This window comes from Morganella sp. BCCO 40_0007 (assembly GCF_032989665.1).
Lineage (GTDB): Bacteria > Pseudomonadota > Gammaproteobacteria > Enterobacterales > Enterobacteriaceae > Morganella > Morganella sibonii.
In genome coordinates this window covers 131,535-149,536 of record NZ_JAVBIN010000008.1, presented here as the reverse complement: position 1 = coordinate 149,536, position 18,002 = coordinate 131,535, and the positions used below count along the sequence as shown (strand labels likewise).

16 protein-coding genes are annotated in these 18,002 nt (G+C 51.1%); 5 read left to right on the top strand and 11 right to left on the bottom strand.

The features are described 5' to 3' along the window. Positions 1–838: 838 nt before the first annotated feature. Positions 839–1,015: a GhoT/OrtT family toxin gene (locus R5268_RS11530; protein WP_071243230.1), complete on the top strand. Its 177-nt coding sequence runs from the start codon at positions 839–841 to the stop codon at positions 1,013–1,015. Between the two features lie 6 nt (positions 1,016–1,021). On the opposite strand, the gene R5268_RS11525 is transcribed toward R5268_RS11530, so the two are convergent. After that, a complete protein-coding gene (locus tag R5268_RS11525; RefSeq protein WP_218454208.1) occupies positions 1,022–1,210 on the bottom strand; it encodes a hypothetical protein in 189 nt (62 codons plus the stop codon). A 152-nt stretch (positions 1,211–1,362) separates the two neighbouring features. Further along, the gene (locus R5268_RS11520; protein ID WP_004235196.1) at positions 1,363–1,563 is read right to left on the bottom strand and encodes a hypothetical protein; all 201 of its coding nucleotides are present in this window, start codon (positions 1,561–1,563) and stop codon (positions 1,363–1,365) included. Positions 1,564–2,476: 913 nt separating this feature from the next. On the opposite strand from R5268_RS11520, the gene satP reads away from it, so the two are divergent. Beyond that, positions 2,477–3,046, top strand: coding sequence for an acetate uptake transporter (gene satP / locus R5268_RS11515; RefSeq protein ID WP_046893294.1), 570 nt, complete (start codon positions 2,477–2,479; stop codon positions 3,044–3,046). A gap of 65 nt (positions 3,047–3,111) precedes the next feature. Here satP and R5268_RS11510 read toward each other — a convergent pair whose 3' ends face one another. Further along, on the bottom strand, positions 3,112–3,651 hold the full coding sequence (locus R5268_RS11510) for a YfaZ family outer membrane protein (protein WP_046893342.1): 540 nt from the start codon (positions 3,649–3,651) through the stop codon (positions 3,112–3,114). 297 nt (positions 3,652–3,948) lie between these two features. Between R5268_RS11510 and R5268_RS11505 the strand changes: the two genes are divergently transcribed. Continuing rightward, positions 3,949–5,391, top strand: a complete 1,443-nt coding sequence (locus R5268_RS11505) for a catalase (protein ID WP_317419373.1) — start codon at positions 3,949–3,951, stop codon at positions 5,389–5,391. A gap of 61 nt (positions 5,392–5,452) precedes the next feature. On the opposite strand, the gene menE is transcribed toward R5268_RS11505, so the two are convergent. The 6 genes from menE to R5268_RS11475 all read right to left on the bottom strand — a co-directional run bounded on the left by menE (position 5,453) and on the right by R5268_RS11475 (position 12,584). Continuing rightward, positions 5,453–6,844 (bottom strand): o-succinylbenzoate--CoA ligase, encoded by a 1,392-nt coding sequence (gene menE / locus R5268_RS11500; RefSeq protein WP_317419372.1) that lies wholly within the window; start codon positions 6,842–6,844, stop codon positions 5,453–5,455. After that, complete coding sequence (gene menC, locus R5268_RS11495; RefSeq protein WP_317419371.1) at positions 6,844–7,815, bottom strand: o-succinylbenzoate synthase; 972 nt, start codon at positions 7,813–7,815, stop codon at positions 6,844–6,846. The genes menE and menC overlap by 1 nt, the downstream gene beginning before the upstream one ends. Further along, positions 7,815–8,672 carry a 1,4-dihydroxy-2-naphthoyl-CoA synthase gene (menB, locus tag R5268_RS11490; protein WP_004235182.1) on the bottom strand — a complete coding sequence of 286 codons (858 nt, stop codon included), beginning with the start codon at positions 8,670–8,672 and terminating at the stop codon, positions 7,815–7,817. The genes menC and menB overlap by 1 nt, the downstream gene beginning before the upstream one ends. A 13-nt stretch (positions 8,673–8,685) precedes the next feature. Next, positions 8,686–9,459, bottom strand: coding sequence for a 2-succinyl-6-hydroxy-2,4-cyclohexadiene-1-carboxylate synthase (menH, locus tag R5268_RS11485; protein WP_317419370.1), 774 nt, complete (start codon positions 9,457–9,459; stop codon positions 8,686–8,688). After that, complete coding sequence (menD, locus tag R5268_RS11480; RefSeq protein ID WP_317419369.1) at positions 9,456–11,126, bottom strand: 2-succinyl-5-enolpyruvyl-6-hydroxy-3-cyclohexene-1-carboxylic-acid synthase; 1,671 nt, start codon at positions 11,124–11,126, stop codon at positions 9,456–9,458. Before menD ends, menH begins: the two co-directional genes overlap by 4 nt. Before the next feature lie 126 nt (positions 11,127–11,252). Continuing rightward, complete coding sequence (locus R5268_RS11475; protein WP_317419368.1) at positions 11,253–12,584, bottom strand: isochorismate synthase; 1,332 nt, start codon at positions 12,582–12,584, stop codon at positions 11,253–11,255. 184 nt (positions 12,585–12,768) lie between these two features. On the opposite strand from R5268_RS11475, the gene R5268_RS11470 reads away from it, so the two are divergent. Together R5268_RS11470 and R5268_RS11465 are read left to right on the top strand one after the other, a co-directional pair. Continuing rightward, complete coding sequence (locus R5268_RS11470; RefSeq protein WP_317419367.1) at positions 12,769–13,968, top strand: alpha-xenorhabdolysin family binary toxin subunit A; 1,200 nt, start codon at positions 12,769–12,771, stop codon at positions 13,966–13,968. A 13-nt stretch (positions 13,969–13,981) separates the two neighbouring features. Next, on the top strand, positions 13,982–14,968 hold the full coding sequence (locus tag R5268_RS11465) for an alpha-xenorhabdolysin family binary toxin subunit B (RefSeq protein ID WP_317419366.1): 987 nt from the start codon (positions 13,982–13,984) through the stop codon (positions 14,966–14,968). A 45-nt stretch (positions 14,969–15,013) separates the two neighbouring features. Here the strand turns inward: R5268_RS11465 and nuoN are convergent, their stop codons facing one another. After that, on the bottom strand, positions 15,014–16,471 hold the full coding sequence (gene nuoN, locus R5268_RS11460) for an NADH-quinone oxidoreductase subunit NuoN (protein ID WP_107678882.1): 1,458 nt from the start codon (positions 16,469–16,471) through the stop codon (positions 15,014–15,016). Positions 16,472–16,477: 6 nt separating this feature from the next. After that, entirely contained in the window at positions 16,478–17,998 is a 1,521-nt protein-coding gene (nuoM, locus tag R5268_RS11455) for an NADH-quinone oxidoreductase subunit M (protein ID WP_052927037.1), read from the bottom strand. Positions 17,999–18,002: the final 4 nt, after the last annotated feature.

Here is an 18,002-nt window from a genome sequence, read left to right as displayed (position 1 = left end):
CGAACGATTACCTCAATAATCAACTATCAAAAATAAACAAAAATCACTTTAACTACAATTACTTATGATTTCCGTTACTTTATCTTCTATTAGTTTATTTATACTTTCAATTTACCACCACATTTTATTATCCCGCCATAAATTAAAACATATGATTGAATATAAAATAAGATTCACTCATTAATTACAGATTAACTTAATTAAACAGAATAACGATCATCATCCGGGAAATAAAAATAAATAATAAAACCGGTTAAATGAGATATAAACATTCCGGTTACCCGTAATAAAATAACGAATTTAATAACCGGGTACGACCTTCAGCTGCAGGCTTCCGTAAGACGGTCACTGCTGCCCATCGCAGGCAGGGCCTGATTCCGCGCCAAACTTTGCTCTGTGACACACTCCGGTGAAAAAAAGCTTTCGCCGCTGACCGGTTTCCGCTAACATAGCGTTATATAATCTGTTATATACCGGATTGTATACATTGCTCTTAATATTTTTTTGCCGGTCAGCTGACCGGCAATTTTTTTGTCTGCCCTGTCTGATTGCAATCTGTAAAAATGTGATCCCGCCTGATATTTAGCATAAAGGCAGGAATAACCGTGTGGTAATTTTGTTATTAATCATTATTATCAGAACAGATAATCGTGCATTTCTTCGTTATTTTTTCTTTCTTTTTGCTCCCTTCCGGGAGCATTTTCTTATCCGCCGGGTAAAAAAACACAGCTGCCGGCACGGAAAATCGCAGAAATTCCGGTGCCGGCAGCAGATCCGTCATGATTTATCGCCGCGGGTAAGGTACACTAACCGCATCAGTTTAACTAATGTAACCGTTATGTCCTCTGCACAAATTTTACTGACTATCTACGCGACAGGTGGTCTTTTTTCCTTCATTCTGACTTTTTTTCTGACAAAAGATCCGAATCCGTTTTTCCGCCTGCTCAGTTGCCTGCTGATAGCGCTCACCTGGCCGATGTCACTGCCGGTGGTGATTTTATTCTCGCTGTTCTGACTGCGTTCAGAGCCATACTATTCCCGCAGTCACCACAAGACACAAAAATATCAGCCGCCCCCATGTCAGAGAACTGCCGTGCTGCTGCCACAGTACATTTATTTCAGGCACCAGTGCATAACCGCGCTGACAAATACGACGGCGGATATGGCGGGTAAGGAAAACGCGGAACGAACCGGATTGTGGTGATTTCATACATACCTCTGCTGAGAAAGAGAACGTATGTGAAACCTGATACTCCCGGAAGATAATTATTATGCGGACATTATAAAAGAGAACCGCAACCACAAAAAGGGAGAGATTATGCGGCTTAGTTCTCCTTTATTCAGAATCAGGGCTGGTAACCATCAATCCAGTGCATTGATAGCTTTTTCATAGATGACATTCATAAAATCATCGTTCTGCTGTTCCCAATATATTTCCAGCATCACCTGAATGGCTTCTTTGGTGACAGGCTCACCGCTTTTGCATAAAAGGACAGCGGCTCTGCCGATTGCCTGGCAAATTTCGCCATAAACATATGCGTCGCTAACTCGTTCTGAAATCATATTTATGCCTATTTATTTTTAATATAACTACTGCCGTTCTGTCTTTGCGTATGGCATCCCGGCATTGCTGTTGACTGCACCCCGGTAAGAATTGTCTAAAATTCCCTGTGATTTATTATCGTCACATTGCGTTTAATGTTCAAAGAAAAACATATTATTCCGGAGAATATTTTCAGGAAAAAACAAAAATGTTTAGTATCAGTAAGTTATGATAAATCCACATTATTACTCTTGCGAATTGTTAACTTTTTGTTTCTTATGGGTTAATACTATATCATGCGACTTGTGCTTTTTCGCTATTAAAATACATAAATTTATAAATTTTTACCTGCATAAATAACACCCTTTTTTACCAGGTAATAAAATATATTAAATCACTTCACCATACTCATTTATGGATTATTATAATCATATAAAATATCAATACCGATTAAACAGGTAGTGATTCACATTATTCCTTTACTCTTTATGTGGGAATAAGGGTATTTACACAATATAAAGATATAAGTATTAACCGATATGCTATACTCTTTTAATAAGTAATTGCTTCATTATGGTTAACTATATTTTTATTAATATCAGCAACAGACAAATAACGCCATAAAATTATTCGTCACTCCTCTATTCCATTTATATAAGATTATAAAACATATCATCGTAATTTTGCCTAATCATAATAAGAATACGCATATTACCGGTAAAAAGATTCTTTATCCTGACCGCAGATCTGCCCTCAACTGCCATAATTTTAAACAAATCTGTCGTAAACAAGACATCTTGTTTTACAATATATTAATATTTAACATTTACCCTGCAAAAGTCAGTTTTTTATAGTTGTATTTCTGTACATTTCCCCTTATCATCCGCGCCTTTGAATAGTGTGTCTCTCTTTTATTTATCTGATTGAGGTTCTATGAGCTCTGACCGTATTGCGAATCCAGGCCCGCTGGGCTTACTGGGATTTGGTATGACGACTATCCTGCTGAATGTCCACAACGCCGGATTCTTCCCGATGGCTTCTGTTATTCTGAGCATGGGGATTTTCTACGGTGGTATTGCGCAGGTCATCGCCGGTATTTTCGAATATAAGAAAGGAAATACGTTTGGTGCGACAGCCTTTACTTCGTACGGCTTTTTCTGGATAAGTCTGGTCGGCATACTGTTAATGCCGTCAATGGGATTCGGCGAGGCAACCAGCCATGAGTTCCTGGCTGTTTATCTGGCACTGTGGGGTATTTTCTCATTCTTTATGTTTCTTGCCACTCTGAAAGCAAACCTCGCACTGCGTGCGGTTTTCTTCCTGCTGGTGATTTTATTTGCCCTGCTCGTTATCGGTAATGCTACCGGTAATGCCGCATTACTGAAAATTGCCGGTTATGAAGGTATTTTATGTGGTGCAACCGCATTTTATCTGGCAATGGCTGAAGTACTGAATGAGCAGTACGGCCGGACGATTTTACCTGTCGGCGGGCGTCACGCCTGATAACAGTTTTTTATATAAAAAAACCCGTTCAGTGAACGGGTTTTTTGTTGTCTGCAAAACGGGGATCAGAAACTCAGACCCGCGCCCAGATAAGCGCCGTCTGCAATGCGGTTTTCATGGCCGCTGTTAGATTCAACTTCAATCTTACGATAACCCGCTTTAACATTCAGTGGTGCAAATACTGTCCAGTTTGCGCCCACATCCGCTTCTTTATAAGAATCATTACCGGATGTCAGACCTGACGGTGCGCCGTAAAATTCACCGTAAACACGGACTGACGGCAGAATGCTCCATGCCACACCAACACCCGGTGCAACAGCCATTCCTTTTTTACCCACTTCCGGGTCAAGATAAATTGCTTTACCGCCGACACTGGCGGAAACCGGCCCCAGCGGGAATGCAAATTTAGCACGTGCGCCGCCTAACTGCCCCTGGTGATCACTGCGTGCCCAGTTACCGTCAAATGACAGTCCGGAGTACGGGTCGCCGACACCGATATTAATATCAGTATATTTTTTACCGGCCTGAACATCCATTGAGATTGCATTTGCCGCGCCCGCCGCGAGCATCAGTGTTGCAGCCACAGCTGCTTTATATTTTTTCATTTTTTGCCACCACTTAAAATAAGACAGGGTTTTCGGCATTTTCCCCGAAACTGTCACCATTTGAAAGTTAATATTCTGATTTTTATGTAAAGTTATCTATATATACAATCAATAGGTCACGCCAATTCATCAAATCGACGCATTCTTTTTATGACAGTGCTATATTCTATACCAAGTCATACATTCAGATAAAAACAACAATGCACAATACAGCTTATGACTTAACATGCTGATTTTGCACATCGCGCCAAATTCTGCATATCAGCGCTTTTTTCCTTTACCGACTGGAGATATGTGATGAAGAAGAAAGGATTAACAACGGCCGCGGGCGCACCCGTCGTTGATAACAATAATGTCATGACTGCCGGAAAACGCGGTCCGATGCTGTTACAGGATGTCTGGTTCCTGGAAAAACTGGCACATTTTGACCGGGAAGTGATCCCTGAGCGCCGTATGCACGCCAAAGGCTCCGGTGCATTCGGTACATTTACGGTTACCCATGATATTACCCGTTATACCCGTGCAAAAATTTTCTCTCAGGTCGGCAAAAAAACCGACATGTTTGCCCGTTTCTCCACCGTTGCCGGTGAGCGCGGTGCGGCAGATGCGGAGCGGGATATCCGCGGTTTTGCCCTGAAGTTTTATACCGAGGAAGGTAACTGGGATATGGTCGGTAACAACACCCCGGTGTTCTACCTGCGTGACCCGCTGAAATTCCCGGATCTGAACCACGTTGTAAAACGTGACCCGCGCACTAACCTGCGCAATATGGCATATAAGTGGGATTTCTTTTCTCATCTACCTGAATCCCTCCACCAGCTGACGATTGATGTCAGTGACCGTGGTCTGCCGCAGAGCTACCGCAATATGCACGGCTTCGGCAGCCATACTTACAGCTTTATCAGCGGCAACAATGAGCGTTTCTGGGTAAAATTCCACTTCCGCTGCCAGCAGGGTATTGCCAACCTGATGGATGATGAGGCAGAACAGTTAATCGGGAAAGATCGTGAAAGTTCACAGCGTGACCTGTTCAATGCGATTGAAAAAGGGGATTATCCGCGCTGGAACCTGCAAATTCAGGTGATGCCGGAAGCTGAAGCGGCAAAAGTTCCGTACAACCCGTTTGATCTGACCAAAGTGTGGCCGCATGCGGATTATCCGCTGATGGATGTCGGTTATTTTGAGCTGAACCGTAACCCGGAAAACTATTTCTCCGATGTGGAACAGGCGGCATTCAGCCCGGCCAACGTCGTTCCCGGCATTGGATTCTCTCCGGACAAAATGTTGCAGGGGCGTCTGTTCTCCTACGGCGATGCTCACCGCTACCGCTTAGGTGTTAACCACCATCAGATCCCGGTGAATAAACCCCGCTGTCCGTTCCACAATTATCACCGTGACGGTGCAATGCGTATCGACGGTAACAGCGGTAATACTGAAACTTACGAGCCGAACAGTGCCGGTCTTTTTCAGGAACAGCCTGATTTCAGCGAGCCGCCGCTGTCTGTCGACGGTGCCGCCGACCACTGGAACCACCGCGAAGATACCGATTACTTCAGCCAGCCGCGCGCACTGTATGAACTGCTCAGTGATGCCGAGCATCAGCGCATGTTTACCCGTATCGCCGGTGAACTGGTACAGGCCGCAGAAGCAACTCAGGCACGCCAGATAGCCCTGTTTAAACAGGTGCATCCGGAGTACGGTGCCGGTGTGGAAGCTGCCATCGCGAAACTGAAAAAATAATCGTGTGATAACATGACAAAACCGCTGCCGTCAGTGACCGCAGCGGTTTTTTTATATGAACTCAGCGCGTATGAAAACGATCCTGCGCCATCCGGATCAGCGGTGCACGGGTGCGTTTTATGCCATTGCCCGCATCCGTTTCCGGTAATGCATAACAGGCCGCCGGACGCATAAACGCAGGCAGTTCCGCCTGACACCACTCACTGAAATGCTGACGCTGTTCCTCTGTCCAGTCATCATAATCACGGATGAGATACACCGGGACAGCACCGAACTCGTCACTGCTGACGGGCACCACCAGACATTCCGTGATCAGCGGATAATGCATCAGCTGTTTTTCTGTCACTTCCGGCTGTACGTTCTCACCGCCGCAGCAGAAAAGATTATCCAGCCGTCCGTCGATCACCAGTTCCCCCTCCTCCATATGACCTTTGTCGCCGGTCGGATACCAGCCGTCATAAGAAAGCAGTGTATGCAGTGCACCGTTCAGCCAGACACCGGCGGCAAAACTATCACCTTTGATCAGGATCTGCTGCTGTTCATCTGTGCGGATGTCTTTACCGGACAGCGGATTTCCGACCCCCGGCTTGCCGTCCGCCCGTTTGGCACAGACCGTCGAGGCAAATTCTGTCATGCCGTAACCGCACCAGCAGCGGATACCCCTGGCTTCCGCAGCTTCCGTCAGTGCAACGGGGATAGCCGCTCCGCCGAGCAGAACATCACGCAGCGGCGGCAGGGTTTCCGGTGATTGCAGCAGACGCCAGAGTTGTGTCGGTACCAGGGACGCATGAGTACATCCGCTCAGTGATTCTTCCAGTGTTTCACCGTCTGCCCGTACCACCATTTCCCCGCCCTGTAACAGCCAGCGCCAGAGAATCCCCTGTCCGGAGACATGATACAGCGGCAGCGATAACAGCCAGCTGTCACCCGCCTGATAATTCAGCAGTGATACCACGCCCTGCGCCGCCGCAAAATGCGCCACCGGACGATGGGCAATCGCTTTCGGCAGTCCGGTGGAGCCGGATGTCAGTATCAGTGTTGCCAGCCGTTTCGGATGCGGGATCACTTCCGGTGTCTGCGCACCGTTTACGGACGGATCAAGGGTTTTCAGCGGCAGTACCACGGTGCCGTCACTCAGGTCGCACAAAAAATCCGCATCCAGTGACGTGACCAATTCTGCCTGCAGCTCACGCGGCAGCGCAGGATTGAGTGTCAGCGTCACCGCCCCGCAGCGCAGCAAGGCCAGAAAGTCGATAACCAGTTCTGTGCTGTTTTTGCCGCGCAGCACCACGCAGTTACTTTCCCGCAATCCCTGCTGATAAAAACCGGCGGCGCGGGCATCGATCCGGTTCGTCAGTTCTGTCCATGTCAGCGATGAGTCCGCACAGCGCAGCGCCGTTTTATCCGGCGTCTGCTGCGCATGTGCAACCCACGGCCATTGTGCAGCCGTCATTACCATTGTCCTGTCTGAGTGAGTTGATCTGCGGTTATCAGTGTCAGCGTGCTGCCCGGCCACGGCCGGACCAGTTGTGATTGCATCAGGGAGAGCGTGTCCAGTCCCGGCAGAGTATCCGGGGTCAGGTGCCCCGCAAGACGGGCCAGTTGCGTCAGGCCAAAACTGCTTTCCAGCGAAGAGCTGATCACTGCCTGCAATCCTTCCCGGTGTGCCGCCGTAATCAGTTCACGACAGCGGGCGATACTGCCTGTCAGTGTGGGTTTGATAACAATCGCTGCCACGCCGGGCTCTGCTTTTACCGTAAACCCCGGCTCACGGACAGACTCATCCCAGGCGATCGCAATCCCGGTATCCTGTGCATAACGCAGTGATTCTTCCGGTGTTTTGCACGGCTCTTCCAGGAAATCGATCCGGACACGGTGTTCCGGTGCCACATATTTTGCAAAACCGTCCGCTTTGGCGCGGGTCCAGCTGCGGTTGGCATCCAGACGCAGACGCAGATCCGGCACCGCCTCCAGCAGCAGGTTTACCACCATCCCGTCCCGGACCGCCTCATACAACCCGACTTTCACTTTAGCGATTTTCTCACCATCCATGGCATCGAGTGCAAGGATCAAATCATCCGGGTCACCGGTACAGAGTGGTGCTTTACGGGTGTTGAGCATCTGCGGCAGTGTGCCGTCCAGCTCGGCGAGCGCACAACTCAGGCCGAACGCCGCTGACGGCAGCGGGCTTTCCGCCGGTATGCCGCCCTGACACCAGGCAGCAATCCACTGCTCTGCCGCCTGCTGTGCTTCCGCAAGCGTTTCATGGCTGAATTCCGGCAGCGGGGAGATTTCCCCCCATCCTTCACGGCCATCCTCCCGCAGACAGACCAGCAGTCCGTCGCGGGTTTTCAGGCGCTGATTACGCAGAATAACGCCTGCCTCCATCGGCAGGCTGAAACTGTACAGTGTGGCGTGGCGCATTACGGGTTACGTTTGAATTTAGAGAAATCCGGTGAGCGTTTTTCGTTGAATGCGTTACGCCCTTCCTGACCTTCTTCGGTCATGTAGAACAGCATGGTGGCATTACCCGCCAGCTCCTGTAAACCGGACTGACCGTCACAATCCGCATTGAGTGCTGCTTTCAGACAGCGCAGTGCCATCGGGCTGTTTTCCAGCATCTCACGACACCAGCGTACGGTTTCTTTTTCCAGATCCGCGTAAGGCACGACGGTATTGACCAGTCCCATATCCAGCGCTTCCTGTGCATTGTACTGACGGCACAGGAACCAGATTTCACGGGCTTTTTTCTGGCCGACAATCCGCGCCATATAAGAAGCACCCCAGCCGCCGTCAAACGAACCGACTTTCGGCCCGGTCTGACCGAATACTGCATTATCCGCCGCAATGGTCAGGTCACAGATCATGTGCAGCACATGACCGCCGCCGATAGCGTAACCGGCAACCATGGCCACAACCGGCTTCGGACAGGTGCGGATATCGCGCTGTAAATCGAGGACATTCAGATGATGAGTGCCGCTGTCATCACGGTAGCCGCCGTAATCACCGCGGATCTTCTGGTCACCGCCCGCACAGAACGCTTTTTCGCCCTGTCCGGTAAAAATAATGGTGCCGATGCCGTCATCATAACGGGCATTCGCCAGTGCGCTGATCATCTCTTTCACCGTTAACGGACGGAACGCGTTGCGCACCTGCGGACGGTTAATGGTGATTTTGGCGATACCGTCTTTTGATTTATGAAACAGAATATCCTGATAATCGCCGGTGCAGTCGACCCATTCAACCGGGGCAGAGAGCTTTTCTTCGCTCGGATACATCATAGCGGTGAGTTCCTTAAACAGAATGTAATGATAAAAATGTCCGGACTGCCTCCGCAAACGCGGCGGGATTAGCCTGATGGGCGTTATGCCCGGCATATCGGATAGTCCGTAACGGAAAATGGTGTGCCTCTGCAATGGCGCGGAATTTGCTGTCCCGTTCACCGCAGAGATAGAGCAGCGGCAGATTCAGGGCGTGCAGTTTTTCCGCCAGTTGCGGCTGGTGCCCGAGGGAAGTGTCCGAGAGCATGTCCGCAACCGCAAAGGCGTTATGATGCAGATGCTGTTCCACCCGCTGCTGCCGCTGAACCTCATTGAGATCAGCAAAAACGCCCTGACGATACCAGTCATACAGGAACGACGCCAGCGGGCGTTCACGTAACTGTTGTGCCTGCCGGTTATCGTGCAGCAACCGTGCATTTCGCTCTTCAAGCGTGTTAAGGCCGGGATTCCCGGCTTCAATAATCAGCCCGCGCAATCCGTCCGGGTTGCCGTATGCGGCGTGATACATCGCCAGACGCCCGCCGAGCGAGTAGCCAATCAGCCAGTAGTCCTGAATCTGATGTTCAGCAAGGGTAGCGGTGATCAGCTGAGTGACATGCGGAAAGGTTTTTGCGCGGATGGATTGCGAGCCGCCGTGGCCCGGTAAATCAATCAGTAATGAGGGATAATGTCCGGCCGCCTCTGCCGCCGGAAGCCACTCTTCTTTATTGCCCCACAGACCGTGCAGCCAGACCAGCCACTGGCCGGGCCGGTCAGCGTTACAGCGCTGTGCCGCCAGAACCGTCATTGTGCGGCCTCACGTACCAGTTGCTGAAGGTATTTTGCCCCCTCATCGCCGTTTGTCACCACTTCAATAACCGTGGCAGAGTGCTGTGACCAGGCTTTGCTGACCGCCGCTTTCAGTGACGGCCAGTCCTGCGGGGCACTGTAGCTGAGGCCGAACATCTGTGCGGCACCGGCAAAACTGACCGACTGCGGCATACAGTAGAAGCGCTGACGCTCCTGTTCGGGTGTCGGCAGCATGGAGAAAATTTGTCCGCCGTTGTTATTGACGATCAGCAGCACAAACGGCCCGGAGGTATAGCGCAGCAGCGCCAGACTGTTGAGATCATACAGCGCGGAGATGTCCCCGACGACAGCGAGTGCCGGTTTGGCACTGCCGCGCTGAACACCGGCGGCCGTGGAAATCAGCCCGTCGATACCGCTCGCCCCCCGGTTACTGTACACCGGATAGCCGCACGGCAGCTGAGCAAAGGCATCAATCAGGCGGACAATCAGACTGTTACCGGCAAATAACACCCCCTGCGGCGGCAGCAGTTCCGGCAGGCGGCAGGCAATCTGCGCCTCACCCCAGCCGTCACCCAGGGTTTCTGTCACCTGTGCGGTCAGTGTCTGTGTCCATTCCGTCAGCTGCGGAGCCCACGGTGTACGCATCTGAGCCGGATGGTCATCCAGCCATTCGCTGACACTGCATTCAAATTTGCGGCCCCGGTGATGCGCCGGGTCCAGCCGTCCCGGGATAGTATCCACAATCCAGTATTCCGGCGGGGTACAGGCGGCCTGCCACTGCAACAGCCGTTTGCCCGTCAGGCTTGATCCGAACTGGATCACCACATCCGCCTGTGCCAGAACCTCACGGTAACGCGGGGATGCCAGCCAGAGATCCGCATGCGGCAACAATTGCCCTGTCTGGGAAAGCACATCACTGATCAGCGGCCAGCCGAGGCATTCCGCCCACTGGCGTAACTGTTTTCCTTCCGCGGCCTGCATGCGCCCGGCGATAATCACCCCTTTTTTCTGCCGCCAGAAAAACCAGTCATCCACGCTGATCACAGAGGTACAGCGGGTCTGCTGTAACCAGGGCTTATCACTCTGCCACCAGTTACCGAGCTGTGCCTGCCAGTCTTTGCCGGTTTGTCCGTCATCGTCATACAGCGGTTCGGCAAACGGACAGTTGATATGCGCCGCGCCGTGATGCAGACGGTTCATAATGTCATCGAGGGAAGAAACCAGCCAGGATGCCGGGATATCAAACACCGGGCGCGGCAGTGTCAGCGCAGCAAACGGATGGGATGAAAAAATACCGGGCTGGCGGATAGCCTGGTTAGCGCCGCAGTCTATCAGTTCCGGCGGACGATCCGCGGTCAGAAAAATAAGACGCTCACCGGTCAGTCCGGCTTCAATCAGCGCCGGATACAGGTTTGCCACAGCCGTACCGGAGGTGACAATCACCGCCACCGGCAGCCGGGTGCTTTTTGCCAGCCCCAGCGCCAGATGCGCAAGTCCGCGCTCATCAAAATGGGTGTGACAGACAAACTTGTCATTGGCGGCGGCGGCCAGTGTCAGGGGTGTTGACCGGGAACCCGGTGCGATACAGATATGACGCAGCCCGTGACGGCTGAGCGCCTCCAAAATCACCTCCGCCCAGCGACGGTTCAATGCACTGTTTGACATAGCTCACCTTTCCTGACCTGTAGTTTTCCGTAGTCTACGGACTGACTCAGGAAATACTTTAATGTAGTTCAATAAACCGGTGGGTTATTTCACGATTTCTGTCCCGGCAAGCAGAAAATGGCACAATCAGTGTGTATCGCTCTCCAGCAATGTTCTCAGACCTGCTGCTTTATTTTCAATTTCGCTCCACTCCGCCTGCGGATCAGAACCGGCAACAATACCCGCGCCGGCATATAAATCCACCCGGCTGCCGCTGATTTTCGCACAGCGCAGAGAAACCGCAAATTCACTGCGGGACGGGCTGCAATAACCGCCGCTGCCTGCATACCAGTCGCGGTCAAACGGTTCGTTATCCCGTAAAAATGTCATCGCGGCACTGCGCGGCAGACCGGCAACGGCAGCAGTCGGCTGAAGCCGCTGTAAACAATCGCTGTCACGGGGGGCATATAACGTGGCAGAAATAACACGGTAAAGATGCTGAACTTTGCGCAGACGGATAACCGCCGCCGCACTCACATCTAGTGTGCTGACCGCGCCTTTCAGGCGCTGACAAATATCATCAACCACCACACTGTTTTCATGCACATTCTTTTTATCAGAAAGAAGCCACTGCGCGGCTTCTGCCGCACGCTCATCTTCCGGGTAATTGGCCACGGTTCCTGCCAGTGCTTCGGTATATAACTGCGCACCCGCCCTGAAATAGAGCCGTTCCGGTGGTGAAGCCACAAACGCACTATCCTGGCCGGTGACCAGCATATAGTGATAACAGTGGTGATTACAGTCACAGCTGGCCTGCATAAAGGCCGCCGGTGAGACAGGCGCAGATAGTGCCAGCGAGGTTTTGCGGGCGGTGACCACTTTTTCCATCTGTCCGCCGCTGATGGCCGTCACCGCATCCGTGACCAGTTGTGTCCATCCGGCTTCATCCGGAGAGTGGCGGGCACTGATAACTGTGCTGTTCAGCACCGGGGGGGTTACCTGCCAGACCAGCGATCGCAGAAATGTCAGTGTCTCTTCCGGCGGGCGGCTGCCGTCAATATTCACCAGAAATTGTGTCCCGCTGCCGGTCTGACGCAGCTCTGCACGGGGAACAAACAGGTAGCTGCCACCGGTGCCCCGCGCCGGGGACGGTGTATCAAACTGCCAGCTGTTCAGCCCCCAGATCCGGATTTGGCTGTCAGCCGGTAAGGTATCCAGCAGTGCCTGGGCATCGCTGATATGGGTAAAACGGCACACTTCCCCGCACACTGCCGCGGTTTCCGTTCCGTCGCGGTGCTGCCAGTAAAACTGCGGCCGGCAGGTTTGTGCGCTCAGCCAGCCGGTCAGGGCTGACTGCGGTAATGCATCCGCCAGTGACGGCGGTAATGTCACCGCATACTGATAAATACCATCGGGTTTATTTTTGTTATGCGTTATTTCAGTACAGACCTGAGAAATAAAATCAGAAAAAAGAGTCACTGCTTGCTCCGGATATGCAAAATGCGCGGGTCATCGTGATTATACGGTGAGACAAAAATTATTAAAACCACCCTTCTTTTTTATCCTTGTCACTACTGTGTATTTTAAGCAATTAATGCTGAAACCGATACTTTTTCGGCCCCATTAACCACCGGGTTATGTATCTCATGACAGGGAGATATTTATGCATACACAAACCATGCCGGCTGACCGGATTATTACCGCTGATGAAATAGGTACCGCCACATTAAAGTTACTTCTGAATGAAGAGGAAGATACTTTCCGGCCCGCAGGCATCTTTACACATAATGATTTGGTTCATATCAAACGTTATATCCATTACGGAATGACACTGCCCAAAGAAACGGAAGATGTCATTGAATTTATCGGCTACCGCGATACTGAACTGCCGGGATTTGAGCCGCATAATATTCAGCGTTTGTTTTCCCATATTCATCAGCATGCACTGAGCTGGGAACATGTTGAATCCATGACCAAGCAGCAGGCGATTGATCTTGAAATTGCCGGTGCCGGTATCACGACAACCGGAAATTATATTCTGAATGCGATAAACGAAATGCCGATCATTAATCAGGCAAAAATCGTCATGCAGGACACGCCGCCGGAAAATCTGAAAAACATTTTTTACAAAAGGCAGGATCAGATTATTTCCGGTGAACTGACAAAAATATTAACCACTATGCGGGATGATATCGCGGAGGAAAGAAAAAAAACACAACGGGTAAAAAGTATTATCGCCCGGTTCCGGCTGGAACTGATCGGGGGTCTGGATGATTCCGGCAATGAAATTCCGTCACTGATTTATGAAGTGAAACGGAAACAAAAAATACTGTTAAAAAATCAGAGCAGCGATGCCACGTCTGAATTGCAGGCAGAAATCAGAGTCAGAAGAGATGAGATTGAGATCCTGAAGCGGGAGTACAACCAGTTCGTTAAGCTCTCCTTCTCCGGCCTTGTCGGCGGGATCATCGGGCTTCTCATCACCGGGGGTATTTTCGGCTACCGTGCCGAACAGGTCAGACGGCGGAAAAATAAAATGATTGAGGAGGTGGCGGAGCTGGAAGAACAAATTATCACTCAGCAAAACATACAAAAACTGATTATTAAACTGGATAAAGAACTCAGTACGCTGGACGGTTATTTTGCTGATGCGCATGTTGCGCTCGACCATCTGGATTTTATGTGGCAGGTCATGCTGACTGAAATCAGTGAATCGCTGAATACCTTTATGCAGATAAATGATGCATACAGCCTTTTACAGTTTTCATTGCAGCTGAAAAAAATCACCCTCCCCTGGCAGCGGGTTCGTGGTTATGCAAAAGAACTTATTGCTATTTTTGATACCGCAAATCTGGCCGCATGATAAGGAAATAAATATGACACATTCTGACATTAACCCTGAACATATTACCCTGGCACAGATGAGAGCCGGAAGTCATGATATCAGCAATAACGCGGAAACATTATCCCTGCCCGCAGCAGATTTGCATTTTCAGATCCGTGATATAAAAAAATGGCAAAACAGAATTCTGAGCATGATTTCCGCTGAATCTGCCGTTATCTATTCCCAGCTTCATAATTTTGACCTGGAAAATTTATTCAGCACACTTTCTTCTGATGCAGGTATAAATACTCAGGTACTTCCTCATGAGAAACAAATTTATGATTTCTTAACCTGCCAGATAAATATGATTTATCACTCAGTGAACCGTATCAATACCCTGTTTAATACTGAATTTGATTCCACCGCTATTCCGCTGTTGCAGGGCGGATTATTACACCATCAGTCCTGTCTGGACAAAGCAATCAGCAATGCGCTGCCGGATATTGATAAATTCAGCAGCGATAAACTCTATTGGGAAGAGAAGCTGACTGTCGTTATTCAGTCTGAAGAGATTATTCATCAGCGCGGATTACAATCTATCTTCGGTACAACCACACTGCCGACCGCCGAGCAGCTGAAAGATGTCGAACTATCCTCATCAGAGCGGTTTATTATGGATGAATTGCAGCGGGTTATTTCAGCAGTGATTAACTCATTAACCGAAGGTCTGAGTTATGTTCAGCTGGTGGAAACCCGGACAACACTCAGCCAGCGGATCTATGACCTCAGTAAACTTATCCGTAATCTGAAAAAAGACCTGAAACAATCACAGGATCATATGCAGGAAATCAACAATGCACTGGCATTGCTGCCAAAACTGAGGAAGTTTAACAACCTGATCAGTGCGGTGCTGTTATTCTGGCTGCAAAATGTCCGGCAGTATGAACCTTATTTCAGTCAGAGTACCCCGCTGCCCGGCCTGGATACGGTTATCCTGGCGCACCGACGCTATTTTTCGGCATTTATCGGGATGGCATAAAAAAACCGGGCTGACTGCGGCCCGGTTTTTCTGTCAGAACGGCTATCAGTAACTCAGTACCGCGTATCCGGTCAGTGTGATAAACGGCTGCGGCCAGACACCGAGCACAAACACGATAATCGCGGAGAGCAGCACCACAATACCGCCTGCACTCATCGCCCAGTTGGACGGCGCCATACGTGCCGGTGATTCCGAACCGCGGATATACAGACTGATCATCATACGCAGATAGTAGTAAAGACCGATTGCGCTGCCGAGCACCACAGCAGCCGTCAGCCACCACAGTTCGGCATTCACGGCGGTTGCCACCACATAGAATTTACCGATAAAACCGAACGTCATCGGTATTCCGGCCAGTGACAGCATCATCACAGTCATTACGGCTGCCAGCACCGGCTTACGCCAGAACAGGCCACGATAAGCATGCAGGGAATCCGCATCCGGTCCGGTGTACGGACTGGACATCAGACTGACCACACCGAACGCACCGAGGCTGGCAAACAGATAACCGGCCAGGTAGATTCCGGCAGTCTCTTCCGCCAGTTTCGGATCATTCACCGCGATAAAGGCCACCAGCAGATACCCGAGGTGAGCAATAGACGAATACCCCAGCATCCGTTTGATGCTGTTCTGGGTGATCGCCATCAGGTTACCGAACAGGATAGAGGCAATCGCAATCACCGTCAGGACAATCTGCAATGTTCCGGAATCCGCCATCGGTGCCAGTACCAGCAGACGCAGCACTGCCGCAAAAATCCCGATCTTGCTGGCCGTCGCCAGGAAAGTGGAAACCGGTGCCGGTGCTCCCTGATACACATCCGGTGTCCATAACTGGAACGGAAACAGTGACAGTTTAAAGCCGATACCGACAATCATCATGCCCAGCCCGGTCAGTACCAGCGGCTGATGAATCTGACTGTCTGCCAGACTGCGGCCTAATCCTTCAAATGATAAGTCACCGGATTCCGCGTACAGCAGCGCCATCCCGAACAGCAGGAAAGACGAGGCCGCCGCAGACATCAGCATATATTTGATGGACGCTTCCAGTGAGCGTTTCTGACGGAAGGCATAACCGATCAGTCCGAACAGCGGCAGCGTCAGCAGTTCAATGCCGATAAAGAAGGACGCCAGGTGATCCGCCCCCGACAGCAGAATACCGCCGAGCGTGGCAATCAGTACCAGCAGATAGAACTCTTCTTTGTTATCCGGATAGGTCTCCAGCCACGAATAGGCAAAGGTCGTGGTGGCCAGCGATGAAATCAGGATAAGCCCGGTATAAAACATGCTGTAGCCGTCGATGTGTACCAGCGGTGTCACATCCATCGGCTGCTGCTGCCCGACAAAGTAAAGGGACAGCAGCGCAAGGTTCAGACCAACGACTGTCAGTGTGGCATTAATAAAGTGATCGCGTCGCCACGCAATGGACAGCATCACAACCACCACTGTCAACCCGATAATTAGCAGTGGTGAGAGTGCGATCAGTTGTTGAGGAGTTATTGTCATGGCGCGTTACAACCCTGTATTTGAAATTGAAGCAGTGTACCACTGCTGAATATTTGCCATCGCCGCTGATGAGGTGTCCAGTACCGGCTGCGGGTAAACACCCAGAATCACCAGTAAGACCACCAGCAGCATCACGATGGAAAATTCACGCAGATTCATACCGGCGATAGGCTCTTCAGACTTCGGTGCGCCGTAATACGCCTGCTGCATCATCCACAGCGCGTAGACGGAGGCAAACACCAGACCCGCCGAGGAAATCACAGTGATCAGGGTGTAGCTGCCGAAGCTGCCGAACAGGATCATGAATTCACCGACGAAGTTACCAGTGCCCGGCATCCCGAGCGTCGCCACCGCAAAGAACAGTGACAGCGCAGGCAGGAACTTAATCCGCTTCCACAGACCGCCCATCTGCCGCATATCACGGGTACCGAGGCGCTCATATAACTGACCGCACAGAATAAACAGACCCGCCGCGGACAGACCGTGTGCGATCATCTGCATCACCGCGCCCTGATACGCCAGCATACTCGCCGAGTAAATCGCAATCAGCACAAAACCCATATGTGAGACACTGGTGTAGGCGATAAGACGCTTGATATCCGTCTGTTTGAAGGCCATCCACGCGCCGTAGAAGATACCCACGACACCCAGCCACATGGCGATTGGTGTGAAGTCCGCAGAGGCTTCCGGGAACAGCGGCAGACTGAAACGCAGCAGACCATAAGCAGCGGTTTTCAGCAGAATCCCCGCCAGGTCGACAGAACCGGCTGTCGGTGCCTGACTGTGCGCATCCGGCAGCCAGCCGTGCAGCGGCACCACCGGCATCTTGACCGCGAACGCGATAAAGAAGCCCAGCATCAGCATATACTGCACACCATAGCTCATCGGCGTATTCAGCAGATCTTCATACGCGAAGCTCCACTGACCGGTGGCGTTCTGGTGAACAATCGCCAGTGCCATAATGGCAATCAGCATCACCAGACCACTCGCCTGGGTATAGATGAAGAACTTGGTTGCCGCCCCGATACGGGTTTTGCCGTCAGAACCGCTGTGTCCCCAAAGTGCGATCAGGAAGTACATCGGCACCAGCATCATTTCCCAGAAGAAGAAGAACAGGAAAAGATCCATCGCCAGGAACACACCCATCACACCGCCGAGTATCCACAGCAGGTTAAGATGGAAGAAGCCCTGATACGGCTGGTTTTCACCCCAGGAACAGAGGATAGCCAGCAGACCGAGCAGCGCGGTCAGCACCACCATCAGCAGCGACAGGCCGTCCAGAGCCAGATGAATATTAATGCCGAAACGCGGTATCCACTCCAGGAAATACTGCTCCTGCCAGTCCGGAAGACCTTTCGGGTTAACTAAGCTGTAATTCCCCTGCATCCACAGATACAGAGAAAGGAATAACGTAATCCCCATCGCCAGCAGCGCGATCCAGCGCGGCAGCTTTGTGCCGAAGCGCTCAGCCTGCCAGCACAGCAGGCCGCCGATGAAGGGAAGTAAAATCAGCCAGGGTAATAGCATGGCG

Excerpts from the sequence above, each read along its gene's own strand:
- R5268_RS11530 (WP_071243230.1), top strand. The coding sequence starts at position 839 with ATGTCCTCTGCACAAATTTTACTGACTATCTACGCGACAGGTGGTCTT.
- R5268_RS11525 (WP_218454208.1), bottom strand. The coding sequence starts at position 1,210 with ATGAAATCACCACAATCCGGTTCGTTCCGCGTTTTCCTTACCCGCCAT.
- R5268_RS11520 (WP_004235196.1), bottom strand. The coding sequence starts at position 1,563 with ATGATTTCAGAACGAGTTAGCGACGCATATGTTTATGGCGAAATTTGC.
- satP (WP_046893294.1), top strand. The coding sequence starts at position 2,477 with ATGAGCTCTGACCGTATTGCGAATCCAGGCCCGCTGGGCTTACTGGGA.
- R5268_RS11510 (WP_046893342.1), bottom strand. The coding sequence starts at position 3,651 with ATGAAAAAATATAAAGCAGCTGTGGCTGCAACACTGATGCTCGCGGCG.
- R5268_RS11505 (WP_317419373.1), top strand. The coding sequence starts at position 3,949 with ATGAAGAAGAAAGGATTAACAACGGCCGCGGGCGCACCCGTCGTTGAT.
- menE (WP_317419372.1), bottom strand. The coding sequence starts at position 6,844 with ATGACGGCTGCACAATGGCCGTGGGTTGCACATGCGCAGCAGACGCCG.
- menC (WP_317419371.1), bottom strand. The coding sequence starts at position 7,815 with ATGCGCCACGCCACACTGTACAGTTTCAGCCTGCCGATGGAGGCAGGC.
- menB (WP_004235182.1), bottom strand. The coding sequence starts at position 8,672 with ATGATGTATCCGAGCGAAGAAAAGCTCTCTGCCCCGGTTGAATGGGTC.
- menH (WP_317419370.1), bottom strand. The coding sequence starts at position 9,459 with ATGACGGTTCTGGCGGCACAGCGCTGTAACGCTGACCGGCCCGGCCAG.
- menD (WP_317419369.1), bottom strand. The coding sequence starts at position 11,126 with ATGTCAAACAGTGCATTGAACCGTCGCTGGGCGGAGGTGATTTTGGAG.
- R5268_RS11470 (WP_317419367.1), top strand. The coding sequence starts at position 12,769 with ATGCATACACAAACCATGCCGGCTGACCGGATTATTACCGCTGATGAA.
- R5268_RS11465 (WP_317419366.1), top strand. The coding sequence starts at position 13,982 with ATGACACATTCTGACATTAACCCTGAACATATTACCCTGGCACAGATG.
- nuoN (WP_107678882.1), bottom strand. The coding sequence starts at position 16,471 with ATGACAATAACTCCTCAACAACTGATCGCACTCTCACCACTGCTAATT.
- nuoM (WP_052927037.1), bottom strand. The coding sequence starts at position 17,998 with ATGCTATTACCCTGGCTGATTTTACTTCCCTTCATCGGCGGCCTGCTG.